This is a genomic window from Leptospira neocaledonica (assembly GCF_002812205.1).
Lineage (GTDB): Bacteria > Spirochaetota > Leptospiria > Leptospirales > Leptospiraceae > Leptospira_B > Leptospira_B neocaledonica.
The window spans coordinates 188,604-210,441 of record NZ_NPEA01000002.1; the positions used below are offsets into that span (position 1 = coordinate 188,604).

Annotated in this window: 28 protein-coding genes; 10 read left to right on the forward strand and 18 right to left on the reverse strand. The window is 40.3% G+C overall.

Annotation, left to right across the window (positions count from 1 at the left end; translation table 11 throughout):
• From CH365_RS03240 to CH365_RS03250, 3 genes are read left to right on the forward strand one after another with little or no spacing between them, the layout of a single operon-like run.
• On the forward strand, positions 1 to 594 hold the full coding sequence (locus CH365_RS03240) for a tetratricopeptide repeat protein (protein ID WP_100767176.1): 594 nt from the start codon (positions 1 to 3) through the stop codon (positions 592 to 594).
• Positions 594 to 797 carry a CopG family transcriptional regulator gene (locus tag CH365_RS03245; protein WP_165782567.1) on the forward strand — a complete coding sequence of 68 codons (204 nt, stop codon included), beginning with the start codon at positions 594 to 596 and terminating at the stop codon, positions 795 to 797. Before CH365_RS03240 ends, CH365_RS03245 begins: the two co-directional genes overlap by 1 nt.
• Positions 794 to 1,210 (forward strand): hypothetical protein, encoded by a 417-nt coding sequence (locus CH365_RS03250; protein WP_100767177.1) that lies wholly within the window; start codon positions 794 to 796, stop codon positions 1,208 to 1,210. The genes CH365_RS03245 and CH365_RS03250 overlap by 4 nt, the downstream gene beginning before the upstream one ends.
• Here the strand turns inward: CH365_RS03250 and CH365_RS03255 are convergent.
• The 4 genes from CH365_RS03255 to serC form a co-directional block, all read right to left on the reverse strand.
• On the reverse strand, positions 1,172 to 3,052 hold the full coding sequence (locus CH365_RS03255; RefSeq protein WP_100767178.1) for a hypothetical protein: 1,881 nt from the start codon (positions 3,050 to 3,052) through the stop codon (positions 1,172 to 1,174). The genes CH365_RS03250 and CH365_RS03255 overlap by 39 nt on opposite strands.
• 22 nt (positions 3,053 to 3,074) lie before the next feature.
• Positions 3,075 to 3,509: a ribose 5-phosphate isomerase B gene (gene rpiB, locus CH365_RS03260; RefSeq protein ID WP_100767179.1), complete on the reverse strand. Its 435-nt coding sequence runs from the start codon at positions 3,507 to 3,509 to the stop codon at positions 3,075 to 3,077.
• A gap of 79 nt (positions 3,510 to 3,588) precedes the next feature.
• Complete coding sequence (locus tag CH365_RS03265) at positions 3,589 to 4,164, reverse strand: hypothetical protein (protein WP_100767180.1); 576 nt, start codon at positions 4,162 to 4,164, stop codon at positions 3,589 to 3,591.
• Between the two features lie 18 nt (positions 4,165 to 4,182).
• On the reverse strand, positions 4,183 to 5,274 hold the full coding sequence (serC, locus tag CH365_RS03270; RefSeq protein WP_100767463.1) for a 3-phosphoserine/phosphohydroxythreonine transaminase: 1,092 nt from the start codon (positions 5,272 to 5,274) through the stop codon (positions 4,183 to 4,185).
• 157 nt (positions 5,275 to 5,431) lie between these two features.
• Here serC and CH365_RS03275 point away from each other — a divergent pair, with 157 nt between their 5' ends.
• On the forward strand, positions 5,432 to 7,105 hold the full coding sequence (locus CH365_RS03275) for a P83/100 family protein (RefSeq protein WP_100767181.1): 1,674 nt from the start codon (positions 5,432 to 5,434) through the stop codon (positions 7,103 to 7,105).
• Between the two features lie 74 nt (positions 7,106 to 7,179).
• On the opposite strand, the gene CH365_RS03280 is transcribed toward CH365_RS03275, so the two are convergent.
• From CH365_RS03280 to flgB, 5 genes are all read right to left on the reverse strand, one after another.
• Positions 7,180 to 7,596, reverse strand: coding sequence for a DUF4345 domain-containing protein (locus CH365_RS03280; protein WP_100767182.1), 417 nt, complete (start codon positions 7,594 to 7,596; stop codon positions 7,180 to 7,182).
• 62 nt (positions 7,597 to 7,658) lie between these two features.
• Positions 7,659 to 8,732, reverse strand: coding sequence for a helix-turn-helix domain-containing protein (locus CH365_RS03285; RefSeq protein WP_100767183.1), 1,074 nt, complete (start codon positions 8,730 to 8,732; stop codon positions 7,659 to 7,661).
• Between the two features lie 55 nt (positions 8,733 to 8,787).
• A complete protein-coding gene (gene fliE, locus CH365_RS03290) occupies positions 8,788 to 9,168 on the reverse strand; it encodes a flagellar hook-basal body complex protein FliE (RefSeq protein WP_100767184.1) in 381 nt (126 codons plus the stop codon).
• Positions 9,169 to 9,180: 12 nt separating this feature from the next.
• Complete coding sequence (gene flgC / locus CH365_RS03295) at positions 9,181 to 9,642, reverse strand: flagellar basal body rod protein FlgC (protein ID WP_100767185.1); 462 nt, start codon at positions 9,640 to 9,642, stop codon at positions 9,181 to 9,183.
• Positions 9,643 to 9,679: 37 nt separating this feature from the next.
• Complete coding sequence (flgB, locus tag CH365_RS03300; protein WP_100767186.1) at positions 9,680 to 10,111, reverse strand: flagellar basal body rod protein FlgB; 432 nt, start codon at positions 10,109 to 10,111, stop codon at positions 9,680 to 9,682.
• 109 nt (positions 10,112 to 10,220) lie between these two features.
• On the opposite strand from flgB, the gene CH365_RS03305 reads away from it, so the two are divergent.
• The 3 genes from CH365_RS03305 (at position 10,221) to CH365_RS03315 (ending at position 12,115) form a co-directional block, all read left to right on the forward strand.
• A complete protein-coding gene (locus tag CH365_RS03305) occupies positions 10,221 to 10,511 on the forward strand; it encodes an STAS domain-containing protein (protein WP_165782568.1) in 291 nt (96 codons plus the stop codon).
• A gap of 99 nt (positions 10,512 to 10,610) precedes the next feature.
• The gene (locus CH365_RS03310) at positions 10,611 to 11,015 is read left to right on the forward strand and encodes an LIC10301 family lipoprotein (protein WP_244282976.1); all 405 of its coding nucleotides are present in this window, start codon (positions 10,611 to 10,613) and stop codon (positions 11,013 to 11,015) included.
• Entirely contained in the window at positions 11,012 to 12,115 is a 1,104-nt protein-coding gene (locus tag CH365_RS03315; RefSeq protein ID WP_100767189.1) for a tetratricopeptide repeat protein, read from the forward strand. The genes CH365_RS03310 and CH365_RS03315 overlap by 4 nt, the downstream gene beginning before the upstream one ends.
• Here the strand turns inward: CH365_RS03315 and CH365_RS03320 are convergent, their stop codons facing one another.
• The 7 genes from CH365_RS03320 to CH365_RS03345 form a co-directional block, all read right to left on the reverse strand.
• Positions 12,116 to 12,541: a YbaN family protein gene (locus CH365_RS03320; RefSeq protein ID WP_100767190.1), complete on the reverse strand. Its 426-nt coding sequence runs from the start codon at positions 12,539 to 12,541 to the stop codon at positions 12,116 to 12,118. It lies immediately after the preceding gene.
• A gap of 105 nt (positions 12,542 to 12,646) precedes the next feature.
• The gene (locus CH365_RS03325) at positions 12,647 to 14,056 is read right to left on the reverse strand and encodes an NAD(P)(+) transhydrogenase (Re/Si-specific) subunit beta (protein WP_100767191.1); all 1,410 of its coding nucleotides are present in this window, start codon (positions 14,054 to 14,056) and stop codon (positions 12,647 to 12,649) included.
• A gap of 7 nt (positions 14,057 to 14,063) precedes the next feature.
• Positions 14,064 to 14,345, reverse strand: a complete 282-nt coding sequence (locus CH365_RS03330; RefSeq protein WP_100767192.1) for an NAD(P) transhydrogenase subunit alpha part 2 — start codon at positions 14,343 to 14,345, stop codon at positions 14,064 to 14,066.
• Positions 14,346 to 14,410: 65 nt separating this feature from the next.
• Positions 14,411 to 15,118, reverse strand: coding sequence for a 7-cyano-7-deazaguanine synthase QueC (gene queC, locus CH365_RS03335; RefSeq protein ID WP_100767193.1), 708 nt, complete (start codon positions 15,116 to 15,118; stop codon positions 14,411 to 14,413).
• 3 nt (positions 15,119 to 15,121) lie between these two features.
• Positions 15,122 to 15,499, reverse strand: coding sequence for a 6-carboxytetrahydropterin synthase QueD (gene queD / locus CH365_RS03340; RefSeq protein ID WP_100767194.1), 378 nt, complete (start codon positions 15,497 to 15,499; stop codon positions 15,122 to 15,124).
• 113 nt (positions 15,500 to 15,612) lie between these two features.
• Positions 15,613 to 15,762: a hypothetical protein gene (locus CH365_RS19945; RefSeq protein WP_008594055.1), complete on the reverse strand. Its 150-nt coding sequence runs from the start codon at positions 15,760 to 15,762 to the stop codon at positions 15,613 to 15,615.
• 86 nt (positions 15,763 to 15,848) lie between these two features.
• Positions 15,849 to 16,787: a cation diffusion facilitator family transporter gene (locus tag CH365_RS03345; protein ID WP_100767195.1), complete on the reverse strand. Its 939-nt coding sequence runs from the start codon at positions 16,785 to 16,787 to the stop codon at positions 15,849 to 15,851.
• Positions 16,788 to 16,880: 93 nt separating this feature from the next.
• Here CH365_RS03345 and CH365_RS03350 point away from each other — a divergent pair, with 93 nt between their 5' ends.
• The 3 genes from CH365_RS03350 to CH365_RS03360 are packed head-to-tail and all read left to right on the forward strand — an operon-like array spanning position 16,881 to position 19,664.
• Positions 16,881 to 17,492: a uracil-DNA glycosylase gene (locus CH365_RS03350; RefSeq protein ID WP_100767464.1), complete on the forward strand. Its 612-nt coding sequence runs from the start codon at positions 16,881 to 16,883 to the stop codon at positions 17,490 to 17,492.
• Between the two features lie 30 nt (positions 17,493 to 17,522).
• A complete protein-coding gene (locus tag CH365_RS03355) occupies positions 17,523 to 18,479 on the forward strand; it encodes a YjgN family protein (protein ID WP_100767196.1) in 957 nt (318 codons plus the stop codon).
• Positions 18,480 to 18,500: 21 nt separating this feature from the next.
• Positions 18,501 to 19,664, forward strand: a complete 1,164-nt coding sequence (locus tag CH365_RS03360) for a M48 family metallopeptidase (protein ID WP_100767197.1) — start codon at positions 18,501 to 18,503, stop codon at positions 19,662 to 19,664.
• Positions 19,665 to 19,786: 122 nt separating this feature from the next.
• On the opposite strand, the gene CH365_RS03365 is transcribed toward CH365_RS03360, so the two are convergent.
• Positions 19,787 to 20,713 (reverse strand): alpha/beta hydrolase, encoded by a 927-nt coding sequence (locus CH365_RS03365; RefSeq protein WP_100767466.1) that lies wholly within the window; start codon positions 20,711 to 20,713, stop codon positions 19,787 to 19,789.
• Between the two features lie 14 nt (positions 20,714 to 20,727).
• Positions 20,728 to 21,792 (reverse strand): alpha/beta hydrolase, encoded by a 1,065-nt coding sequence (locus CH365_RS03370; RefSeq protein ID WP_100767465.1) that lies wholly within the window; start codon positions 21,790 to 21,792, stop codon positions 20,728 to 20,730.
• Positions 21,793 to 21,838 lie beyond the last annotated feature (46 nt).

Below are 21,838 nucleotides of genomic sequence, written 5' to 3' on the forward strand. Positions count from 1 at the left end.
ATGCGCGCTTTCTGTTTTATCCTTTTGACCTGTTTCAGTTTGTCTTCTGCTTATTCTCAGGAAGAAAATAGAAGAGAATGGAATAAGGCTGCAAAACAAAAAGTTTTACTTCTTCACCAAAGTGGAAAAGAGGCAGAGAGCCTTCCTTTCTTAGAGGAATACGTCAAAAAAAATCCGAACGAGCTGGTCTATAAACTCTTTCTTGCACGGGCACTTTTTTGGAGAGCAGACTTGGAACTACCTGGTCATTCGGAGGATGTGTTTTCCAGAATGGAGAAGGTCAGAAAGATCCGAGACAATTACTTACGAGCGGCAAGCCTTTTCGAAGAGAATGTGGGCTATTTAGGGAAGGTAAGCCCGAGGGATCCTGATTTGGGAAAATGGACCTTTTTATGGGCGATGTCAGAATGGTATGCTGGCAGGGAAGACCGGGCAATTCAGCTATTTAAGAAGTCTTTTAAGCATGATTTTCGTTTGAACCAGGCAAATTATAATATCGCCGCCATTTACGAAAACCTGGGACAGATACTAGATTCTCAAATTTATTACGGAACCTACTTGAAAAACGAAAAGGAACTGAAAGAAGAGGAGTAATGGCCCGTGTCGAAAGAAGATTTCAGATGCTCCTCACCGAGGAAGAATTCGAATTATTAAGGACCGAGGCGGAAAAAAGAGACCTCTCCGCTTCCGAGTTGCTTCGCTCCTGTTTTAGGAATGAAGTTTTTAAATCCGATTCATATCAGAGATTAGAAGCGTTGAGAGAATTGTCTAAAATTTATCCGGAAGCGAAAATTTGAAATTACTAGTCTCTTCCGATTGTTTTAGGGAATTAGTGTTCGGAAATTCCACTTCTCGTCGCTCTGTTTCGAATGCGATCGAATCACTTACTAAAAAAAATCATATCTTTGTCTTAGCTCTTCCAAGTTTGGATTCTGTTCTTGCAAAAGAATCGGATCCTTTAACGAGAGAGATCATTTGGACCCAATCTAAAAATCTTTTCTTGGATTTTCTCACCATTAGAAAAGAAGAAATCTCACTTGCGATACGACTTTCTTCCTCGAAAAATCTGGAATGGAAAGAATGGTTAGAGATCGCAACCGCTTCTTTGGCGGATCTGGACGGGATCTTGTGTACGAATCCTAAATGGAAAGAGCAGAATCTAGTAAAGATACTACTCGCTCAGGAAATAGACCTCGACGGGGTCGCTTAAAGGGCTGAGTTGGTCCGGGCCATTCTCCGGATCGTAAACCGAGTTAAAAGCAGCAACTTTGAAATAATACGTGAGTCCCTTTTGGAAGAATAAAAGTTTTTTATCATAAGGATCCTTACGAGGTTTCTTTTTTTTCTTTTTAGATTTAAGGCTCTCGTCCTCGTCATCATTCTCTTCCGGTTTTTCTGCATTCAAAGAAATGAGTCGATTGTCTATACACTGACAAAGTTTAGGACCACTCATATCGTTTCTTTTAGGACAAGTAGAATCATCCCCCAAGATAGGATCCAAATACTCACTCATAGGATGTTTGGTTTTTCCCTTGGTGGAGAGGACTGGCATTTTTCCTTTTTCCAGTTCTTTGCTGGTACCTTTTAAAATCCCAACCATACGATTCGGACCAACTCCGTAATGAATGACATAGCCGCCTTTTTGTTGTACATTCCTTTCCGGATTTTGGGTCCAGCTCAAACAAACCCGAGGACCGTGTGCTTCGGGATCATAATCGTCAAAGTTTACTATTTTTAATCCCGCGGGTTTGACTGGAGGAACAGTTTCTCTATAAGAAAAAGTTAATGCTTCTAATTCAGGACTAGATTTAGAGGCTGAATCTGTTTTAAATTTTACTTTTACCTGGTAATATTTGAAATAAGAGAGTTTGTTTCCCCAAACTTTATCTAGAGGAATACGATAACTGGAAGATTTTCCTTTAGGAGAGCTTTCTTCTTCAGTTTCTCTGTATGGATCATCTTCTTTAAATTCTTCTTCTATCTTTCTGAGATCGATTGATCTCCAGGCGGGAGATTCTTCCGTTTTGGAAAAAATTTTAGGAGAAGATCTGAAATATAGTTCGAGTACCGAAGATTTAGGCACATTCGCCTTTAATAATACTGCTTCCGGCAAAGAATTGGAAAATTTGGTTTTATAAACAGAAGAAATTGCGGTCCCGAATTTTGCATCTGCCGTAAAGGAAGATGGATCGTATTTTTGCCCATCATACTGAGTGGATAAGGTTTCCGGATCCGGGCTTCCTTTGGAGACGAAAAAGTCATCTAACCAACCGTAAAAACTTTCCCCGATCTTGAATGGTGTGCTATCTTCCGGATGGAATCCGATCCGGATTATAGGTTCTTTAGAAGAGATAGAGGCCCTGTCCGTTTCTTTTCCGTTGATATATAATACGATCTCTCTTTGCGCAGGTTTGAAGTGGATGATAAAATGATTCCAATCGGATCTAGAAAGTCTATAGTTTCCTGCAAGTTTTAGAGATAAATGGGTTTTATCCGCTTTCTGAAAGAAATTACGAAATTCTAATATTGGTATTTCATCTTTGATCCTAAGATCCCAGCCGAATTTTTTCCCTCTCGTATACAAATCTTTGGAAAGTAAAACGGCTTCCTTGTCTAGGTTTCCAGGCAATAGAAAAAAGGAGATATAAAATTCTTCTTTGATATCTGGACTTGTGAGTATTCCTTTTGTTTTTCCCGAAACCTTGATTCCGGATCTTTTACCGACAAAACCTGCGGATCTTTTTCCGGAATGTGCCTTGGCTGAATCTGGAAGATAAGAAGAAGATAATATTCTGTAACCGCCTGCCTTATCATTCAAGTCCGAAGCTTCCTTCTCCTCAAAATCTAAGAATAGATCGGAACCTTCCTTACGATCACGGGGGCTTAATTCTAATTTGGGGGCTCCGTTTTCAGTACTTCCCAAACGAACGTATTTTAAAACGAATGCACTTAAGGAGAATGAATTGGATTCGGCTGAGATAGAACCGGAGAAAAAGGAAACAAGACCGACCAAACCTAAGAGATAGACCGGATAAAGGATCTTGTTTCGCATTCTTAAAAAGGTGTTCCGTGATTTAAACGATGGTGTCTAACTGACCCACTCTTCTTTCATGGCGTCCAGCTTCAAAAGAAGTAGTCAGCCATTTCTGGGCGATGCGGGCCGCAAGGTCTTTCCCTAAAACTCTTCCGCCTAATACCAATACGTTTGCATTGTTATGGCGACGAGACATTTCTGCAGTGAATTCATCATGGCAAAGAGCAGCTCTGATCCCTTTATGACGGTTTGCTGCGATAGAAGCTCCGATACCAGTTCCACAAAGTGCGATCAATCCATCGACTTCTTTGGAGAGTACTTTTTTGCAAGCGTCTGCGATTACTAAAGGGTAATCTACAGAGGTTTCGTCCTTTGTGCCGAAATCCAGGATCTCAATCGAGTCCGCCAATTCTTTGCGAAGGTATTCTTTGAGTTCGAATCCGCCGTGATCGGAAGCGATGCCAATTTTTTTCATGTTCTAAAGGTACCGTACCTACGAGAATTCTCCGATTCAAGCAATTTACAGCAAGGATCGGAAAATAAGGAAAAGATTCTTAATCGAAGAGTCCTTCTTTCAGGAAATCGGGAGCGGTCTGGTAGAATTCCCAATGTTGGAAGAAAAGGGCCATATAGGTATTTTGGAAAGTGGATAATGGAAGAAGTTTTTCGGTCAGGGATTGGTATTCGGCCTGATGTAACCTTGCCAAAAGTTCCTTTTTAGCCTCTAAAAAACTACGCAGAGTCTTTTCTTCATATGCGGATAGGCGAATTGTCTTTTCGTCAGAGAGTAAAAAGTTTTCGTAATAAGAAAACATAAGCTCTTTGGTTTCTCTATGATGAGAATGGTCGGAGAGTAAGGTTTCTTTTTCTTCCTTAGTTAGTCCGGACATACGGATACATTCCAAACTTTGGTAAGCGGATTTTGCTTCTTGTAAGGCGAGATTCTCTGCAATCTTGGTTCGTTCTTCCGGAGAAAGTTTAGAAGTGTAAAATTCTTTTAACTCTTTATAGCTCCCGCCTTGGGATAAACAATGTCCTATCTTCAGTTTTGTAGGGAAAAATAAAGGAGAAGCGGATATCTGAGCGATACCCGCATAAAGAAATATTAGGACCGGAAGAATGTATTTCATTCTATTTTCCTAGAAGATCTAAACCTTCTTCTCGAATTCCTTCATGTATTCGACTAAGGCGATTACACCTTCTTTAGGCATAGAATTATAGATAGAAGCTCTTAAGCCACCAACTAACCTATGACCTTCCAAACCATGGAGTCCCTTTTCTTCTGCTCCCGCCAAAAACTTGGATTCCAAATTTTTGTCATGCAGAGTAAAGACGACATTCATTACGGATCTTGAATTCGGTTTTACCGGAGCATTATAGAAGGAAGTGGTATCCAAATAATCGTATAGGATCTTGGCCTTCTCCTCATTGATCTTTTCGATCTTCTCCACTCCGCCTAGATCTTTCAGCCATTCAAATACAAGCTTAGCCATATAGATGGAATATGTAGGAGGAGTGTTATACATGGATTTATTTTTTGCAGTCAGTGCATAATCCATCAATATAGGAACAGTTCTACCGGAGCGCCGGAGTAGATCTTTACGAATGATGAGGACGCTTAAACCGGAAGGTCCGATATTCTTCTGTGCTCCCGCAAATATCACTCCGAACTTACTTATATCTATTTTTCTGGATAGAATTTCGGAAGTCATGTCCGCGATAAGGGGGGCCTTCGTGATATTCGGAATATTTGCATAACGAGTTCCTAATAAAGTATTATTAGAAGTGATATATACGTAAGCGGCTCCGGGATTTACCATGGAGTCGTTTAGTTCGGGAGACTCGGTATACTTATGATCTTCTCCGTCATAGATTTTTTTGACGGGATTGAATCTAAGAGCTTCTTCCATAGCCTTCTTAGCCCAGATACCTGTGACTGCAAAATCAGCGGATTCTCCATCTTTCAGAAGATTTAAGGGCAGGGCGGAGAAGTGAAGGCTAGCTCCTCCGGAAAGAAACATAATTTCGTAATTTTCCGGAACAGATAATAATTCTTTGAGCAAGGAAAGGGATCTATCCAGGACTTCTTCAAAAAGTTTTCCCCTATGACTATCTTCCATAATGGACATACCGGACCCGCGGTAGTTCAGAAACTCGGAAGCTGCCTTCTCCATGACTGGAGTAGGTAACATCGCAGGACCTGCGCAAAAATTGTAGATTCGGCGCTCAAATTTGCTCATGAGGTTAGGGTAAAAATCAGGTCTCGGGAGGCAACTTCTTACTGTTCCTACATTCGAGAAGAATCGAAAAATCCTTGGCAGAGTCCTATCTAGAATCGTAAGATAGCCAATCGTCTCTCCCTGTTTAGGGGGATTCGTATTTCTAAGGAGTTCCATAATGTCACGGATTCGACTGGCCGTATTTCTAATCTTCCTCGGAAGTTTTAGCTTTCCGATCTTCGCCCAAGAGGGGCCTAAACTTGGAGAAAAGGAAGTTCGTTCTTCCGGAAAAGTGAACTTCGTCAACAGATCTGCCGCGAGAGCAGACGAAGAGACAAAAGGAAGTAACGCGAGAACCGGTGCAGGGATCTCTGATGCATTAAAAAAGGATCCTAAATCTCCTGCCTCTGCAGATGGAATCACTGCGATTCGTATTCTTCCAGATGAGAAAGAAAAAAAATTCGGAGCTGATCTGATCAGCATCGGTAAAGACGCGGACTACGGACATATCAACTCTATCCAAAGGATCCTTTCCGGATATGTGAAAGCGAATTTCGGATACTCCGAAGCTAACTCGGATACATTAGCGACTTATATACTTTATTATAACGCGATCCATCGTAAAGGTGCGGATTATGTTAAACGTAAATACAATACTGAAGTTGTGAAAAACGCGCAAAGTGACAAGATCGGTATCGGTAGACGTTATACGGAATGGCCTGGAAAAACTCAGATCGTAATCCCTATCGTATTTAACGTTCTTTCCGATGACGGAAAGGATCTGGATACGGATGAGTTAGAGAAAGAAGTCAACAAGGACCTGGACAAAAAGAAAGAAGGCCAAGACGACAAAAAAAGAATGAACGACCTTCAGAACGATAAGGCCGAAGAAGAGAAACGTAAACTCCAGGACAAAAAAGAAGAGAATAGAAAAAAACAAGAAGAAGCATCCAACAAAGAAAGGAATGCAGAAAGAGAGATCCAGGAACTAAATAAGGATCCTGTTAAGAACAAACAAAAGATCACTCAAAAACAAGAAGAACGTAAACAGGCTCAACAAGAACAACAAAAGGCCAAAAAAGAAGAGCAACAATTAAAGGAAAAAGAGAAGGACATTGCTAAAAAAGAAGAATCCCGTAAATCGGATTCTAAGTCTTCCTCATCTTCTTCCGATTCCAAAAGTTCTTCTTCCGGAGACTCAAAGAGCTCAGACGCAAAGTCGGATGATAAAAAATCCAAAGAAGAACTCAAACAAGAGCTGAAAGAAACTAAAAAGGAACTGGAAACAGTTAAAGAAGAGCAGAAGAAAAAAGAAGAATTCGACAAGAACGTTGTCGGAGGAAAAATTCTATTCCTAAAAACCTTAAAGTATACTTCAGATGGACATTATAGCAACGAGCTTCATGCATTAGATCCTACTCAAGATGATACGATCTTTAAAGGAGACTTCAATAAGATTTGTGGACGCACATTCGAAGTAGTGGATGGAAAAGCACTCGTAGTAGGTTACGAGTCTGATCACTCCGCGGCTCATAAACTTATACTGATCGATCAGGAAACCTTAAAGCCTGCGATTTGGTCTGCAGATTCGGTATTCTGGCGTTCTCCAATGATCGTTAAAGGAGACGAGATCTATGCCTTTGAAGAAAGAAACGGAAAATACTATTTAAGCCGTTACGACAAAGGTTTAAAGAAAACTGCTGGAAGTGAAGAGGAGATCAGCCCGAACTCCAATGTGACCTTCTTCGGTGAAAAAATTTACGTTACAGGCAAGGAAGAAAGTTCCGGAAAAACGGAAATCGCAGTATTCGGCAAGGCGGATCTGAAATTGATCAAGAAGATCAAACCTTAAGCTTCATTTCTGCTTAGAAAGAGAAGGCGGGCTTGGACCCGCCTTTTTTATTTCCGGAGAATGTTTCGTTTGCCTTAATTTTTTCTTAAAAGCCAAACACCTAAAAATACGGAAACAATTTCAGTAGCCATGCTTAGGTAGATATATTCGTTTCCTGGTCCGTCCAAGAAAAGAGTATATAATCTTGCTACAAACAATCCCGCCGCACTCGCAACGGAAAGAAAAATGGCCTGGGTTTTGAATTCTGGTTTTATTAAACCATAATATACTAAAAGCCCGACCCCGAAACATAAACCGGAATACATAGCCCTGAAATCGGCAAGAGCCCCGCTGGAATGGATTGTATAACCGATTGCATTCGCTAAAGGAACCGGAAATAGAAGGAAGGCCACAGTAAATCCGGCATACACCGCCAAGTTTAAGGCCAGGAAAATTTTAGTGATCCAACTTATTAATGAACCTGTTTGATCTGAAATAGAGTGAGTTTGCATCTTTGTCCTCTCGTTTGGGATGAGTAGAAGATACCCTTTTTCCGGAAGACAGTCGTCCGGCGTTATAAAGGCTTACACATTTTTCGATAAGAGATCGGAGTTTTTTGAGTAAGTTTCAAAAAAGCTTCATTAAAAGAAGAACGGTTATTAAAACCAACTGTCATTGCGATCTCTAAAACAGTCTTATCAGTTTCAGACAAAAGTTGTTTGGCATCTTCTATCCGATGGTGGTTGATCAGAGAAAAATATCCTTTTCCGATCTTATTATTGATCAGTTCCGAAAATTGGTGGGTGGTCAGGGACAATTCTTTTGCGAGTTCCGCCAGGGATAGATCCTCTCTTCGATGGATTTTTTCGGATTCGAATAGAAAGTTCAGCTTTTCTAATATGGTTTCGACTTCTAAACCTTCTAATCTTGTCCTAGAATACTTAACTTTAGCTAGATCGGATTTAACGGTTTCCGGAAAATCGAAATATTTCCTACGGATATAATATACAAGTGAGACTGCAAGAGTTACAGTTATCAGCGCAAGTTTTAGAAAGATGGGATGGAAGGTCAGTCCGACTATTCCAAAAAGTGAAACGATTAAACAATCTAATGCAAATATTCCGAATAAGATCTTAAACTTAAGTTCCGAAATTTGAGGAAGTATCTTAAAGATAGGAAAAACAAAACCAAGAGAAAAAATCCCTGCTCCTAAATACAAAATTCCCGTTCCAGAAATCGGATCTTGGATATTCCAATGGATCTCGGAAGAAGGCCCTGTATATTCTACCATTCTGAAAAACCCAACTGTCCCTAAACAAAGTAAGAATGGAAGGAAGAAGAGTAGATGTACCGACTTATATCTGAAATCTTCTTCCAAAAATGATAGAAGCGCTAAAAAAGCAAAAGCAGGAGGAAGATATAAAAGAGGAAGGTTCCAAAGTTTTAGATTTAGATCCTGACCTGCATTCGGATTTAGGACCAAAGAACCGGAAAGCTGCATAAATCCTAAAGAGACTAGGGTAAGAGAAAGTAAAACCTGGAATCTATGTTTTCTGTCGGAAGGGAATTCTCCGATTGCCAGCAAAAACGAAAGAAATCCCCCGAAGAGGATCATCCCATCCGAAAACCATCCGAATAATTCAGACATGGTCTTATTGTATTTTAGGAATAGATTAGTCGAATCGAAATTCGAATAAGAAAAATTATCTCATGGAGGTAAGATCTCTGTAAGCTCTTACAACACCATCAGCTAAAGTTTTAGTAAATGTAAGCGCCACTCTTGCTTTTTCGGAAGCAACCATTACTTCGTGAGCGTCCACACTGTTCGGATCATATACCATTTTTTGAGTGAGTTCGTCCGCTTCTACTTGTAGCTCGTTTACGGATTTGAATGCGTTTCTCATCGCTTCCGAAAAACTTTCAGCAACATAGTCCGGAGCAACTGGCTCTTTCACATCTCCGTAATGACGTTGGTCTTCTATTTTTACGGAAACCTTGTCTCCTTTAGGAGAAAGAGGATAACGAGAATCGGAATACCCAGAGTTATAGGTGTACCAAAGTTTGGAATTAAAATCTACGTTCATTCTTCTCTCCTATTAAGCTCTTCCGATCTCTAAGGCTTTATTGAACATTGCTTTAGAGCCTGTGATCATCTGGACGTTTGCTTCGTAGGATCTGGAAGCTGAGATCATGTCCGTCATTTCGGTGACTATATTTACGTTCGGCATTTCTACATAGCCTTTTTTAGGTCCGATCTGGATCGCGTCCGGGTGAGTAGGATCATAAGTTAATCTTAAAGGACTCATATCCTTCTCGATTTTCATTACTTTCACACCTTTACCTTCTCCAGGAGAAAGACCAAAAGGATAAACGGGACTTTTCCATTTGGTTCTAAGATTTACAGGAGTTAGGATCACTCTGTCCCTGCGGAATGGACCATCTCCATTTGTATTTCTGGTAGTGGTTGCGTTCGCGATATTGTTCCCGATTACGTCCATCCGAAGTCTTTGTGCCGAAAGTCCGGTGGCGGAGATATTAACTGCGCTAAATAGTCCCATCTTCTTCCTCTAAATCTTAGCTATGTCTCTATTGAGATTAAGCCAACCTCATTACGTTCTTCAAATCTCGGAAGTTCGCGTTCAGTCTTTCGACCATCATCATGTATTGCATTTGAGAATTAGAAGCTTCCATTACTTCTTTCTCGGGATCCACGTTATTTCCATCGGCTCTGACTGTGGTCAGATAATCTATGTTTGCCTTAGGCTTTACGGATTTATAATCTAATGGAGTAAAAAAGGAAATATGACGTTCGTCTTCGATCCTGGTAGGAATCGCTTTAGAAGCTTCTATCTTTTCCGATTCCAGGGCTCTTTTGATCATGGATTCGAAAAGTACTTCGCTTCTTTTGAAATGGGGAACATCCGCATTTGCGATATTATCAGCGAGGACTTTTCTTTTCATAGAGGCGGCGTTCATTCCCTTCTCTAGTAAGTCCTGAGTCTTCATGAAATGTGTTTTTTGGAACATAAAGCTCTCCCGTATAAAATTTCGGTTGAATTTCAAAATTCCCAAAGATAAAAAAAGAAAACTGGCCGAAAATTTCTCAGAAAAGGCCAAAAAAGGACTCAAATCAAAAATGGGTGAAAATTCGGAGATTATCGAGATCAAGCCGGAGCTAACTGCCCTTTTTAACGACTATTACGCATTTCGAAACCAGTTGATGGACGCGATTGCCAAAAAACCGATTAAAATCGTTTTGGATCTTGGCAAAATTCCCGTGATGAATTCCATTTCTATCAGTTCCTTGGTTTGGTTCTGCAAAAATGCCAAGTTAGAAGGGATCGAGATCGATATAAGAGAGATACATCCCGATTTAATGAAAACTTTCGAAGTACTCAAGATCGACGAATACTTCCAACGAATCTAAGTCTCAGCTCAAGCCTCTGGCAAACTTGCAAGTTCTTCTAGGTCCCAGAGTCTCGGGAATTCCCTGGACATCTTTACTACTTGGTGTAGCTTGGCTTCCATGAAAAAAATTCTTTTTTCCCTCGCGGCCTTATCCATGCTCATAGGCTGTCAACCTCCTCTACAGGAGAGAATCTTAGGTATCTGGGAAAGAACTTCCGTTTGTGCTGCAGACGGACAGTGCAAAAATTCAGAGCCAGGCAAGGCTGCAAAACTTTCTATCTATAGACCTGGACTTGCGATCTACCAAAATCCGGAAGATCCTGAAAATCAACGCAGGATAGAATACGAGTTTTACGAAAAAGAAACCAAGTCCAGAGAGCCTGAGCTTATATTTAGGTTTTTGAATCTAGGATTCGATATTCGTTATATCGTGAAAAAAGCGAATAAAGAAACTCTGGAACTATTCAATCCGGATCTAAACAATACTGAAATTTATAAAAAGTTAGGCCCTGCTCCCGAATGATCTTTTTTCGGAAGAATATTTTTGTTCTACTCCTAGGCTCAATACTCCTATTCGGGGTAGGCCTAGGATCTAAAGAAACCGAACCTTCCGACGAAAACCAATCCATAATTGCCCCTTCTCCGGAAGGGGAGTTGCCTCTTCCTCCTCAACCAACCGATCAAAGCGAAGTTTCTAGAAGAAAATACCAAATCTTGGCTTTGAATACGGAGACTATTAATCTATTAAGATCTAATGCTCTGGCTCGTGCCCAAGCGAATATAGAACGTTTGAAAAAATTGGATCCTGACTGTTTGGAATATCATTATCTGAACGGCGCCTACTTGTACGTAATAGGAAGATATCCCCAATCCAAAAAAGCACTTTTGAAAGCGGTGGAGATCAACCCAAGTCATGACCCATCCTATTATCTCCTTGGAATGATCTTTGTAAGAAGAAGTAAATGGGAATCCTCCGTCTCCTATTTCCAAAAAGCGGTAGAACTTGCAAATTATAATCCATTTTACAGATTGAATATGGCTTTGGCGTATTTTGAAACAGGTCAATATCTAAAAGCAAAAGCGGAAGCGGAGAAGGGAATAGAACTCAAACCGAATTATAGGAATCTAAAACTAATATTATTAAAAGTGAATTTTCTTTTGGGAAACAAAGCGGATGCTCTGGCCCAGTGTAAGGAATTTGCAAAAGAAGGTTTTGTTCACAGGGAATTCGCTTATATTTACGCAAGGCTTGCGATGGATATAGATAAAAATTTCCGTAAGGCGATCAAACTTTATAACCAATTCCCGGATCTTCCTTTTAACGAAAAAAGATTTTTGGCCCATGCTTATTTTCACACATCGAATTACAGGGCTTCTGCAAATATATATTCAGTCATTTCAGGTTCTAAGATCTTTTCGGAAGAAGATAGGATCAATTATCTAAGGTCTTTAGTGTTCATCAAGGATTACAGAAGATTAGAATCTTTCGTGGCTTCCTGGATGTTAGAAGAGCCCGAAAAAAAATTAAAGATCCAAGAGGCATTGGATACCGCGGAACTTCTAAGAGAGAACGATCCGAAAGTATATCATATGCTTCCTTCTCGTTCTCCGTATAATAACTGATTATTCCGCTACTTCTTCCTTTTTAGTAGGAAAGTGAAGAATATAATAGATTACGCATATACCAATCACAGCCATTCCTATCCTTACGTAAATGATTGGAGCAAATATTGCACTGATAGTCATAGTGATCACGATTGTGGAAACGGAGATGATCTTTGCTTTTAGGGGAATCGCTTTATGTATTCTCCAATCACGGATAAAACTTCCGAAATATCTATTATTCATCAGCCAGTTATAGAACTTTTGAGAAGCTCTTGCATAACAAGCAGCTGTTAGAAGTAAGAATGGAGTAGTCGGTAGAACAGGCGTAAATATCCCGATAATTCCCAGAATTAGGGATATTGTACCTATTATGATTAATAAATAACGAACGAATCCATATTTATGAAGTTTTACTTCGTGGCTATAATCCTTTTGTTCTGCCAATGGGTTGCCTCTTGCCTAAGTTCTGGGACTTACTATAATAAAAAAGGGAGGCTTAAAGCCTCCCTTTTGCAAGAATCATTTCCGTTGGTTTTCGGAAAATTCTTCTTAGGTATCCTTGAGTGCAGTCACGATTTCTTGGGTGGCTTTTTTACCATCTTGGAAATACATTAAGCAATTTTCTTGGATGAAGAGCGGGTTAGGAACTCCTGCAAATCCTGGGCTCAAGGAACGTTTGATCACGATAATGGTTTTTGCTTTGTCCACATCTAGGATCGGCATTCCGGCGATAGGAGAACCTGGATCTGTTTTTGCCAGAGGGTTTACAACGTCGTTTGCACCGTTGATAATTACTACATCTACAGTGTTGAAGGTAGGATTGATCTCGTCCATCTCCTTCATTTTGTCGTAAGGAATATCAGCTTCTGCTAATAGAACGTTCATGTGACCTGGCATCCTTCCTGCAACTGGATGGATCGCAAATTCAACTTCGATTCCCTTATCGGTCAATTGGTTATAAAGTTCGCGAACTGCGTGTTGAGCTTGAGCAACTGCCATTCCGTAACCAGGAACGATAACAACTCTTTGCGCCATATCGAGTAACATTGCCACTTCTTCTGCAGAAGTTGCTTTTGTTTTTCCGGTGTAAATGTCCCCAGTATCCGCAGAAGAAGTAGCTGCTCCAAGTCCTCCGAAAAGAACGTTCGGAAGAGAACGGTTCATCGCCTTACACATGATCTGAGTGAGAAGGATACCGGAAGCCCCTACAAGAGATCCTGAGATGATAAGTACATTGTTTCCTAAAACGAATCCAGTTGCAGAAGCTGCCAATCCTGAATAAGAGTTAAGAAGAGCGATTACCACCGGCATATCCGCTCCTCCGATCGGAATTACTAATAAAACTCCGAGGATAGATGCCACGAGTACGATGTACCAGTACCACTCAATCTTAGTGGGCTCGATTACGTTCAAATAACCTAAGTAAAGTGCACCGATCAAAAATAGAACTTTTACGATCTGGTCTCCGAAGTAACGAACCGCTTTTTCAGAGATCAAACCTTGCAGTTTTCCGAAAGCGATCAAACTTCCTGTAAGAGTTACAGCTCCGATGATACCGGTTGCCGCAGTGGAGATTGTAAACTGAAGATCTGCAAGTTGTTTCGTATCATGACCAGGTTGTAGGATCTCCATAAGTGAGTTTCCACCAACTAAGAAGGAAGCAAGTCCTCCGAGTCCGTTTAGAAGTGCCACTAACTGAGGCATCCCAGTCATTTCTACTTTAAGAGCGATAAATGTTCCGATTGCAGTTCCGACTAGGAGTCCAGCACCGATAATGATGATATCATTTTGGGTAATGGTTCCGTACTCGAAGAATACACCTACAACAGCTAGGAACATACCGAGTGCTCCGGTGAAATTTCCTCTGACTGCGGTTTTAGGATGAGAAAGTAACTTTAATCCAATGATAAAAAGGATACTTGAAACAAGATAAATGAGGTTGATATACGCTTTTTCCATTTATGGTTTAATCCTTTTTCTTGAACATTCCCAACATGCGGTGAGTTACTACGAACCCTCCAATCACGTTGATGGTTGCCGCAACAATTGCGAGGAATCCTAATACTTGAATAATCCAATGATTTGTAGTATGAAGAGTCAGAATTGCTCCGATGACTGTGATCCCCGAAATGGCATTAGAGCCTGACATAAGAGGGGTATGTAAAAGAGGAGGAATACGGTTGATGACCTCGATTCCTACGAACACTGCGATTAAAAATATCGTCAGGTAGCTTACGAACTGTTCCATATTAGCTTCCTATGGACGGCGGCGGGAGAAAATTCCTCAAAACCGATGCCTTAAAATCTGTTCGTTCACTTTTCCGGGACGCCTGCTTCCTGAAAACCCTTTTTTCGAAGCAAGCAGGAGTCGCATTTTCCGCAGGGTTTGCCTCCGACGGGATCATAGCAAGAATGAGTCATGGAGAATGGAACACCTAATTTAGAGCCTAATAGCACGATCTCTTTTTTATCTAAGAACTGCAAAGGTGTGCAGATCTCAAGAGGATGACCTTCCGATCCCATCTTGGTCCCTAGACGGATCGTTTCTGAATATGCTTTGATAAATTCTGGTCTACAATCCGGATAACCTGAATAATCCAAAGCATTCACACCAATATAGAGTCTTTGGGCTCCGATACCTTCTGCCAGAGAAACTCCGAAAGATAAAAACAAAATATTTCTTCCGGGAACATAAGTGTTCGGGATATCCGAATGCCCCAGAGAATTTTTCGGAACCTTGATCTTCTTTTCCGTAAGAGAAGATCCTTGGAAAAATTCAGGATTCAATTTTTGGATCAGATGAGGTATATCTAAAAGTTTTGTGATCTTCTTTGCGGATTTCAGTTCTTGTTTGTGTTTTTGATTATAATCGAAGGAAAGAGCGATAGGAGAATAACCATCTTGGATTGCTTGGTACAAACAAGTGGTGGAATCCAATCCACCTGAGAAAAGAACGATTGCTTTCGGATTTTTAGAGTGAGATTTCGTTCGAACGCCGTTCGACTTGGAAGAAGAACTCATCTTTTATTTCTCAGAAGGTCCGTTATAAACGCATGCACTAGTGCAGGTTTCGTTTAATGTGATTTTGTATAAAAGAGGAAGCCCCGGTTTCAGTCTTTTCCATAACCAGATACTGATATTCTCGCTGGTTGGATTTTCTAGACCTTCTATTTCGTTTAGAAGATAATGATCTAGATAGTTTTCGAGCAAAGGTTTTACGACCTTGCTGACTTCTGCAAAGTCCATCAACCAACCTGTTTTTTCGTCCACCTTACCTTTCAGATGTAATTTGAATCGAAAGCTATGCCCGTGCATTCTTCTGCACTTATGACCTTCCGGAACATTCGGTAGGAAATGAGCGGCATCGAAACGAAATTCTTTGGTAAGTTCTATTTCTTCCATTTAGATGTTGGACGAACGGTTGATTCTGAAAAATGAAAGTCCGGTTTCGAAATACCGATCCGGAAAATACATGGACCGACTTGCAAAGTCGGTCTTAAGAAGGCAGTAGTGGATTACTTTTTAACCAATTCTTTCAGGATTTCCTGCTTTTTTTGGTCCTTCTGAAATTCGTTTAATACCAGCCACTCACGTTTGATCTGTTTCTCGTTAATACCTTTTGCTTCCGCGTATTTTTTGAGAAGTTTAGCTGTTTTTTGGTTCATACCAACCAAAATCCGGGTCGTTTCCTGGGTGTCAAGTATAGACTGGTTACAAGTTGTACCCACTTATATTGTTCAATTATGTCACATCAGCATTCTTGGTAAGGACATTCTGCGCCTGCGGGTTCAACTTCCACAGTTGCATGAGGAATATGGAATTCTTTGGTGATATTACGGATCTTCTCTTTTAACTTCTGGGCCTGCGCGATAGAAGTTTCCTGAACTCCCACATGAAGTGTGAGAACATGATAATCACCATCCATGGACCAAAGATGAAGATCATGAACGGAGCGAACTCCTTTTAATTTCAGGATACGATTTTCTAATTCTTTTGTATCGATCCCTTCGGGAGAAGATTGCAGATGTAGTAATAAAATTTTTCTTAAATTGCGGAAGGATTGGATCCCGACCCAAAGAGAGATTGCAATCGATAAGACCGGATCCACCCAAGACCAACCAAATATGATCAAAGCGATACTACCGAAAAATACTGCGACCCATCCGAGTACATCTTCTAAAAGATGAAGGAATGCGGTCTTTGCATTCAGGCCGGAACTATTCTTTAATTTGAATAACGCCGCTCCGTTTACGATCACTCCTAATATGGAAAGTCCTAACATTCCCCAACCATTTGGAGATCCGGGCTCTTTCAACTTAGAAACTGCAAAAAATAAGATACCGAAAGATCCTAAAAATAGAACAAAAGAATTTACTAATGCAGCAGAAAGGCTGAGTCTTCTGTAGCCGAATGTGAAAGTCTGAGTTCTTGGCTTTGCTGCGATTTTTTGGAAGATCCATGCAAGAGCTAAAAAACCACTATCTCCCAGATCATGGAGAGAATCGGAAAGAATGGCCAAACTATTAAAAAAATATCCACCAACAAATTCGATTCCGGCAAATCCGAAATTCAAAAGAAACGCGAATAAGAATGCACGGGAATTTTCAGGCATAGAAGCCGAATGAGGATCACCCGAATGGGAATGAGAGTGTCCATGATGATCATCGTGAGAATGATGATGCCCGTGCATGGATCTAAAATAAAGAATGGTTTAAAATCTTCCAGTCACTTTTTTAGAAATTGGTTGCAGGATAACGGGTTCTCTTTATCGATAAGAGCAGGTATGAGTGAAACTTCGAAAGAACAAGAATTGGAGATCATCGCAAAAGAGGTGGCTCCTTGCGTTCGATGTAAATTGAGTTCGACTCGGACCCAAACTGTTTTCGGAGAAGGGAATCCGAATGCAGAAGTCATGTTCATCGGAGAAGGCCCAGGCAAACAAGAGGACCTGACAGGCAGACCTTTCGTTGGAAAGGCAGGAGAATTATTAACTAGAATTATAGAAAGAGGGATGGGTGTTCCAAGAGACAGCGTTTACATTGCGAACATCACTAAATGTAGGCCAACTGTGGATCTAAAATTCGAAAAAGATAGACCTCCCGAGGACGACGAAGTAATTGCATGTTCTCCTTTTTTACTCAGACAAATTTCTATCATACAGCCAAAGGTGATCATAACTTTAGGGAATCCATCTACTAGATTTATTTTAAGAACAAAAGAAGGAATTACCAAACTTAGGGGAAATTGGGGAGACTTTCACGGAATCCCTGTTATGCCTACTTATCATCCTAGCTACGTAATCCGCAACGGCGGAGAAAATAGCCCTTTAAAAAGAGATGTTTGGGAAGATATAAAAAAGGTCCTGGACAGACTGGATTGGAAACGTCCGGGATAGTAATGAGAGAGAATATTTCAGGAGAATGGAATGGAAAATTCAACGACTCGAGCCAAGTTTGACGGAGACGGATGGGAGTTACTTAAATTATATCTTTTTAATGCTTTGGCTACGATCAGTACCTTAGGTATTTATTCTTTTTGGGCAAGAGTAAGAGTAGAAAGATATTTAAGGCAACATACTGCTTTCTTAGGGCAGAGATTCGATTTCCATGCTACCGGTCTAGAAAGGTTTTTAGGATTTTTAAAAGCAGCTCCCATTGCGATTATTCTATTCTGTGCGATCAAATTTCCTCTACAATGGTGGGTCTTTTCTCCAGAGTTTGAAACTTTCTCAAATTTGATTCCTGCTTTTCTTCTCTTATATTTGCTTGGGCCGTTTATCTTTGTCGGAAGATTAAGATTTCATTTAAGTAGGACATCTTATAATAATATAAGATTTCATTTTGCCGGAAGAGTTTTGGAACTTGTCAAAATTTTCCTTGTTGGAATTCCTCTTACGATCCTCACTTTCGGATTTTATTCTCCTTGGTTTACGATTCGCCTGAAAAGATTCCAGATAGAAAATACCTATTATGGAAACGCAGGATTTAAGTTTGATGGGACAGGAGGATCTTTGTTCTGGATCCACTTAAAAGGTTTCCTTCTTCTTTTACCTACGCTCGGTTTTTATGCTTCTTGGTGGCAGGCAAATGTTTATAATTATTATTGGAATCGAACCACTGTAAATGGGATCAGATTTAAATCCAATTTAAAGGGAGAAGATGTATTGGTTTATACCATTATTTCTTATGTTTCGATCCTCTTTACTCTAGGTTTGGCATTTCCATGGATCGCGGTAATTTGGTATAAATTATTTTACGAAGCGATTTCCTTAGAAGTCGAACCTGATCTTAGCCAGATCCAGCCTGAATATGATAAGGGAGCCTCCGCATTGGCAGAAGGTTTTGAAAGTTCTTTGGAAGCCTTGGCCGACATATTCGATTAATTTTGATCTGAGACAATACGAATGAAAGATAAACTATACGATGGAAAAACCGCGATCCCTTTTCAAGGGGATCTGGTTCCGGAACAAGACAGACTAGTATTTCTTTCGGAACAGAAATCCTTTAGTTTTCAATATTCTGATATTCTAAACTTGGATCCCGTTGGTAGGGAATTTAGATTAGAAATCAGGAATCCGGAAAATCCTGCCTATAGTTTTGTGATCGTATTTTATTCGAAGGAAAGTTATAGTTCTATCCTTGCTGGCAGAAAGTCTCAAAAAAAATTTCCACTTTTAGATATTTGGCAGAATACGAACTTCGCAATTAAGATCGGAGCCTTGGCGCTGACTACATTCTTGGCTTTTTCCGTTTATAATGCGGGGCTTTCTTATGCATATTTTTTTGTCCCGACTAGTTACGATAAAAAACAATCCGAAGTAATGTCTGAATGGGTTCGAGATTATTTTCCCGAATGTTCTTCTCCCAGTTTAAAATCAACTATGAAGAAGATCAGCAAAAAGCTGAAGGATGTAGACGATCCATTTGATTACGATATTATTGTAATCGATGACGAGGTATTTAACGCTTTTGCAATGCCGGGCGGCACAATCGTCGTTTTTACTGAACTACTGAAAAAGACGGAAACTCCTGAAGAGCTAGCCGGGGTGCTAGCTCATGAGATGGCCCATATTCATAAAAGACATGGGGTTCGGAGACAGATCCGTTCCGCAGGAAATGTAGTATTATTATCTTTGGGGATTGGTTCAGGATTCGAAGGGGTGGATATGTTGGAAAACATGGATTCTCTTTACGAAGTCTTGAGTGTCACCATATACGACCAAAAATTCTCCAGAGAATATGAGTCAGAAGCAGACGAAGTCGCGTTGGAGAAATTAAAAAAATCGAATTTAACAGGAGAAGGATTCCTAAACTTTTTTAAAAGGATCCAAGAAGAATACGAAGTTCCTGAAGAAGGGGAAGGAGAGAAGGATACGGTAAAGATCCCGGACTTTTTAAGTTCTCACCCTGCTACAGAAGATAGAATTGAATATGTGAAAAATATAATTTCTCATCCCGAATATCCTAAAGGAAAATTAGGAATTTCGAATAAAGAATGGAACCGTATTCAAAAACTTTGTTCTCCTGTGAAACCTAGAAAAGAATTTAAAAATCCTTTAGGATTGTGAAAATTACAACGCGCAAGAAATCGGTTCACGCGATGTAGGAATTCCTACATCGCTTTCCCAGGGTATTATTTTATATCAGAGATATCGTCCACTTGTTAAGTGCGCTATAGTCGCTGCGAGATTTACTCTCCCTTCTTCTTAGCTAACCAATCCGCTATTTTCTGATAGATATCGGAAGGAGCGGATTCGTGTGCGAATAAGGAAAGATGATCGTAGTCTATCTTTCCTCCATTGTCGCGCCCTACTTCAAGGAACTGAGTAAATCCTCTTTTTCTGCGATAGACCGGATGGATCGATTCGGAAGTTGCGATATTGTCTAACTTGCCTGCTACAAATAGAGTCGGAAAATCCATTAACTCGAAGTCGGCCCAAACTTTCGGATTTTCTTCCAGTGAAGGAAGATAGTTCCACAATGTTTGGTAAAGATATAAAGTGGTAGGGTTGTCTTCGTCCAAGGAAATAAATCTAGAGCAGAAACTATCCTTATTCTTGCAGGAATTGGAAAGGTCTGTACCGAATCGTTTCTCTTTTTTCATATCATCAATGAAACTATCGTTGTACTTATAATCCATTCCTGTTCCTAAAAAGAAAACTTTGGAGATCGCAGGATCTTTTTTGGATCGGATATAATGAAGAATTGCCTGGCCTCCTACTGAGACCCCTCCTAAAATATAATCCTTACGATTACTTAGGCCTTGGACTTGAGAGACTGCTTGCGGGATCAATTTTTCTCCCACCTCTTTCAAATCTAATCCGGGATATACTTCGAAATGCAAAAGGAATACGGAGAATCCATTTCCGCTTAAAACTCCGATAAGCCCGTTATAATCTCCGAGATATAAAGACTTTTTATTCACAAGGATAGGATCCAAAAGTAGAACTGGCGGATAATCCGAGCTATGTTTTAAAAAATTGGTGAGATATACATTAGACGCTATATTTGCAGTTTGATTTTTAAAAGTTTCTTCCGTGATTACCGCATATCGAGTGCAGGAAAAAAACAGAAAAATGGAAAATAAGAAGAATATGATTTTATTTTTGAATTTCATTTTATGATCCGGAATTAATTTCTTTTGTTCAACCAATGGATGATCGTCGGGAATACTTCGTCATCTGCCTTCTTTCCTACAACTAGGTCGGTATGACCATAGTCTTCCGAAAAACCTTTCCCTTTAGAAAGTACGAATAAAGTTTTATCAGCAGATCCTAACTGGTCGTAAACATATCTGAGAGAGTATGCGAATCCCAATTTGTCCCTTCTACCTGCGACGAGTAATACTGGGATTTTGATATTCCCAAAACTTTGTGAATAGATCAGTTTGCCGTCTTCGGAACGGAATTGTCCTGTTTCTACGATCTTATCCATCTGCCTTGCTTCTCTCTTGGAAACCGTAGCTATGGAATCCGTAAAGACACCAGATACAATTTTAGGATCTATATTCGGCGCGTGCCAAAAAACTTCTTCGAAACTTCTTTTGGGAAAAATAGGGAGTCCCGTTCCTCCTCTGACACCCGACCAGGTTTCCGTCGGAACGGCAGGCCAAAGATTCATGAGCCAAGTAAAACTAGACCATAATTTTAAAGCATCAGATGGAGGATCCATGATCGCAGGAGAACCTATCGCCACAAAATTCGCTACTCTGTTCTCTCCTAAACTTCCGAGTCTCGCGTATTGGAGCATTCCTCCCATACTATGGCCGATCCAGTTCACCTTATCCTTGCCGGTTGTTTTGAGAACGTATTGGATCGCTGCATCCGCATCTTGTTTTATATAATCATCGATAGAATAATCAAAAGTTTTATCTCCCCAGAATAAAGAAGGAGACCCAGCTTCTTGTTTTCCTCTCAACTCCAAAAGCCAAACATCATAACCTTCTTTTTGAAGATGAGCTACAATAGACGACTTTTCGTTGATCTTAAGATAGATACGATTCGCTATGAATCCGTGACAAAGTATCACAGGATATTTTTTTTGAGAAGTACCCTGCAAAGGAGGAAAATGTTCTAGAGTCAGATCCCAACCGTCGGAGGTTTTAGGATGCAGGATCTCTCCCTTTAGCGCGATATTCGCGGAACAAGAAACGATTAGCGGTACGCATACGAAGAATGCGAAAAGAAAACGAAGCATACCCGCGATCATCTTCTTTGCCGAAATGGAATCAAGGAAAATTCAA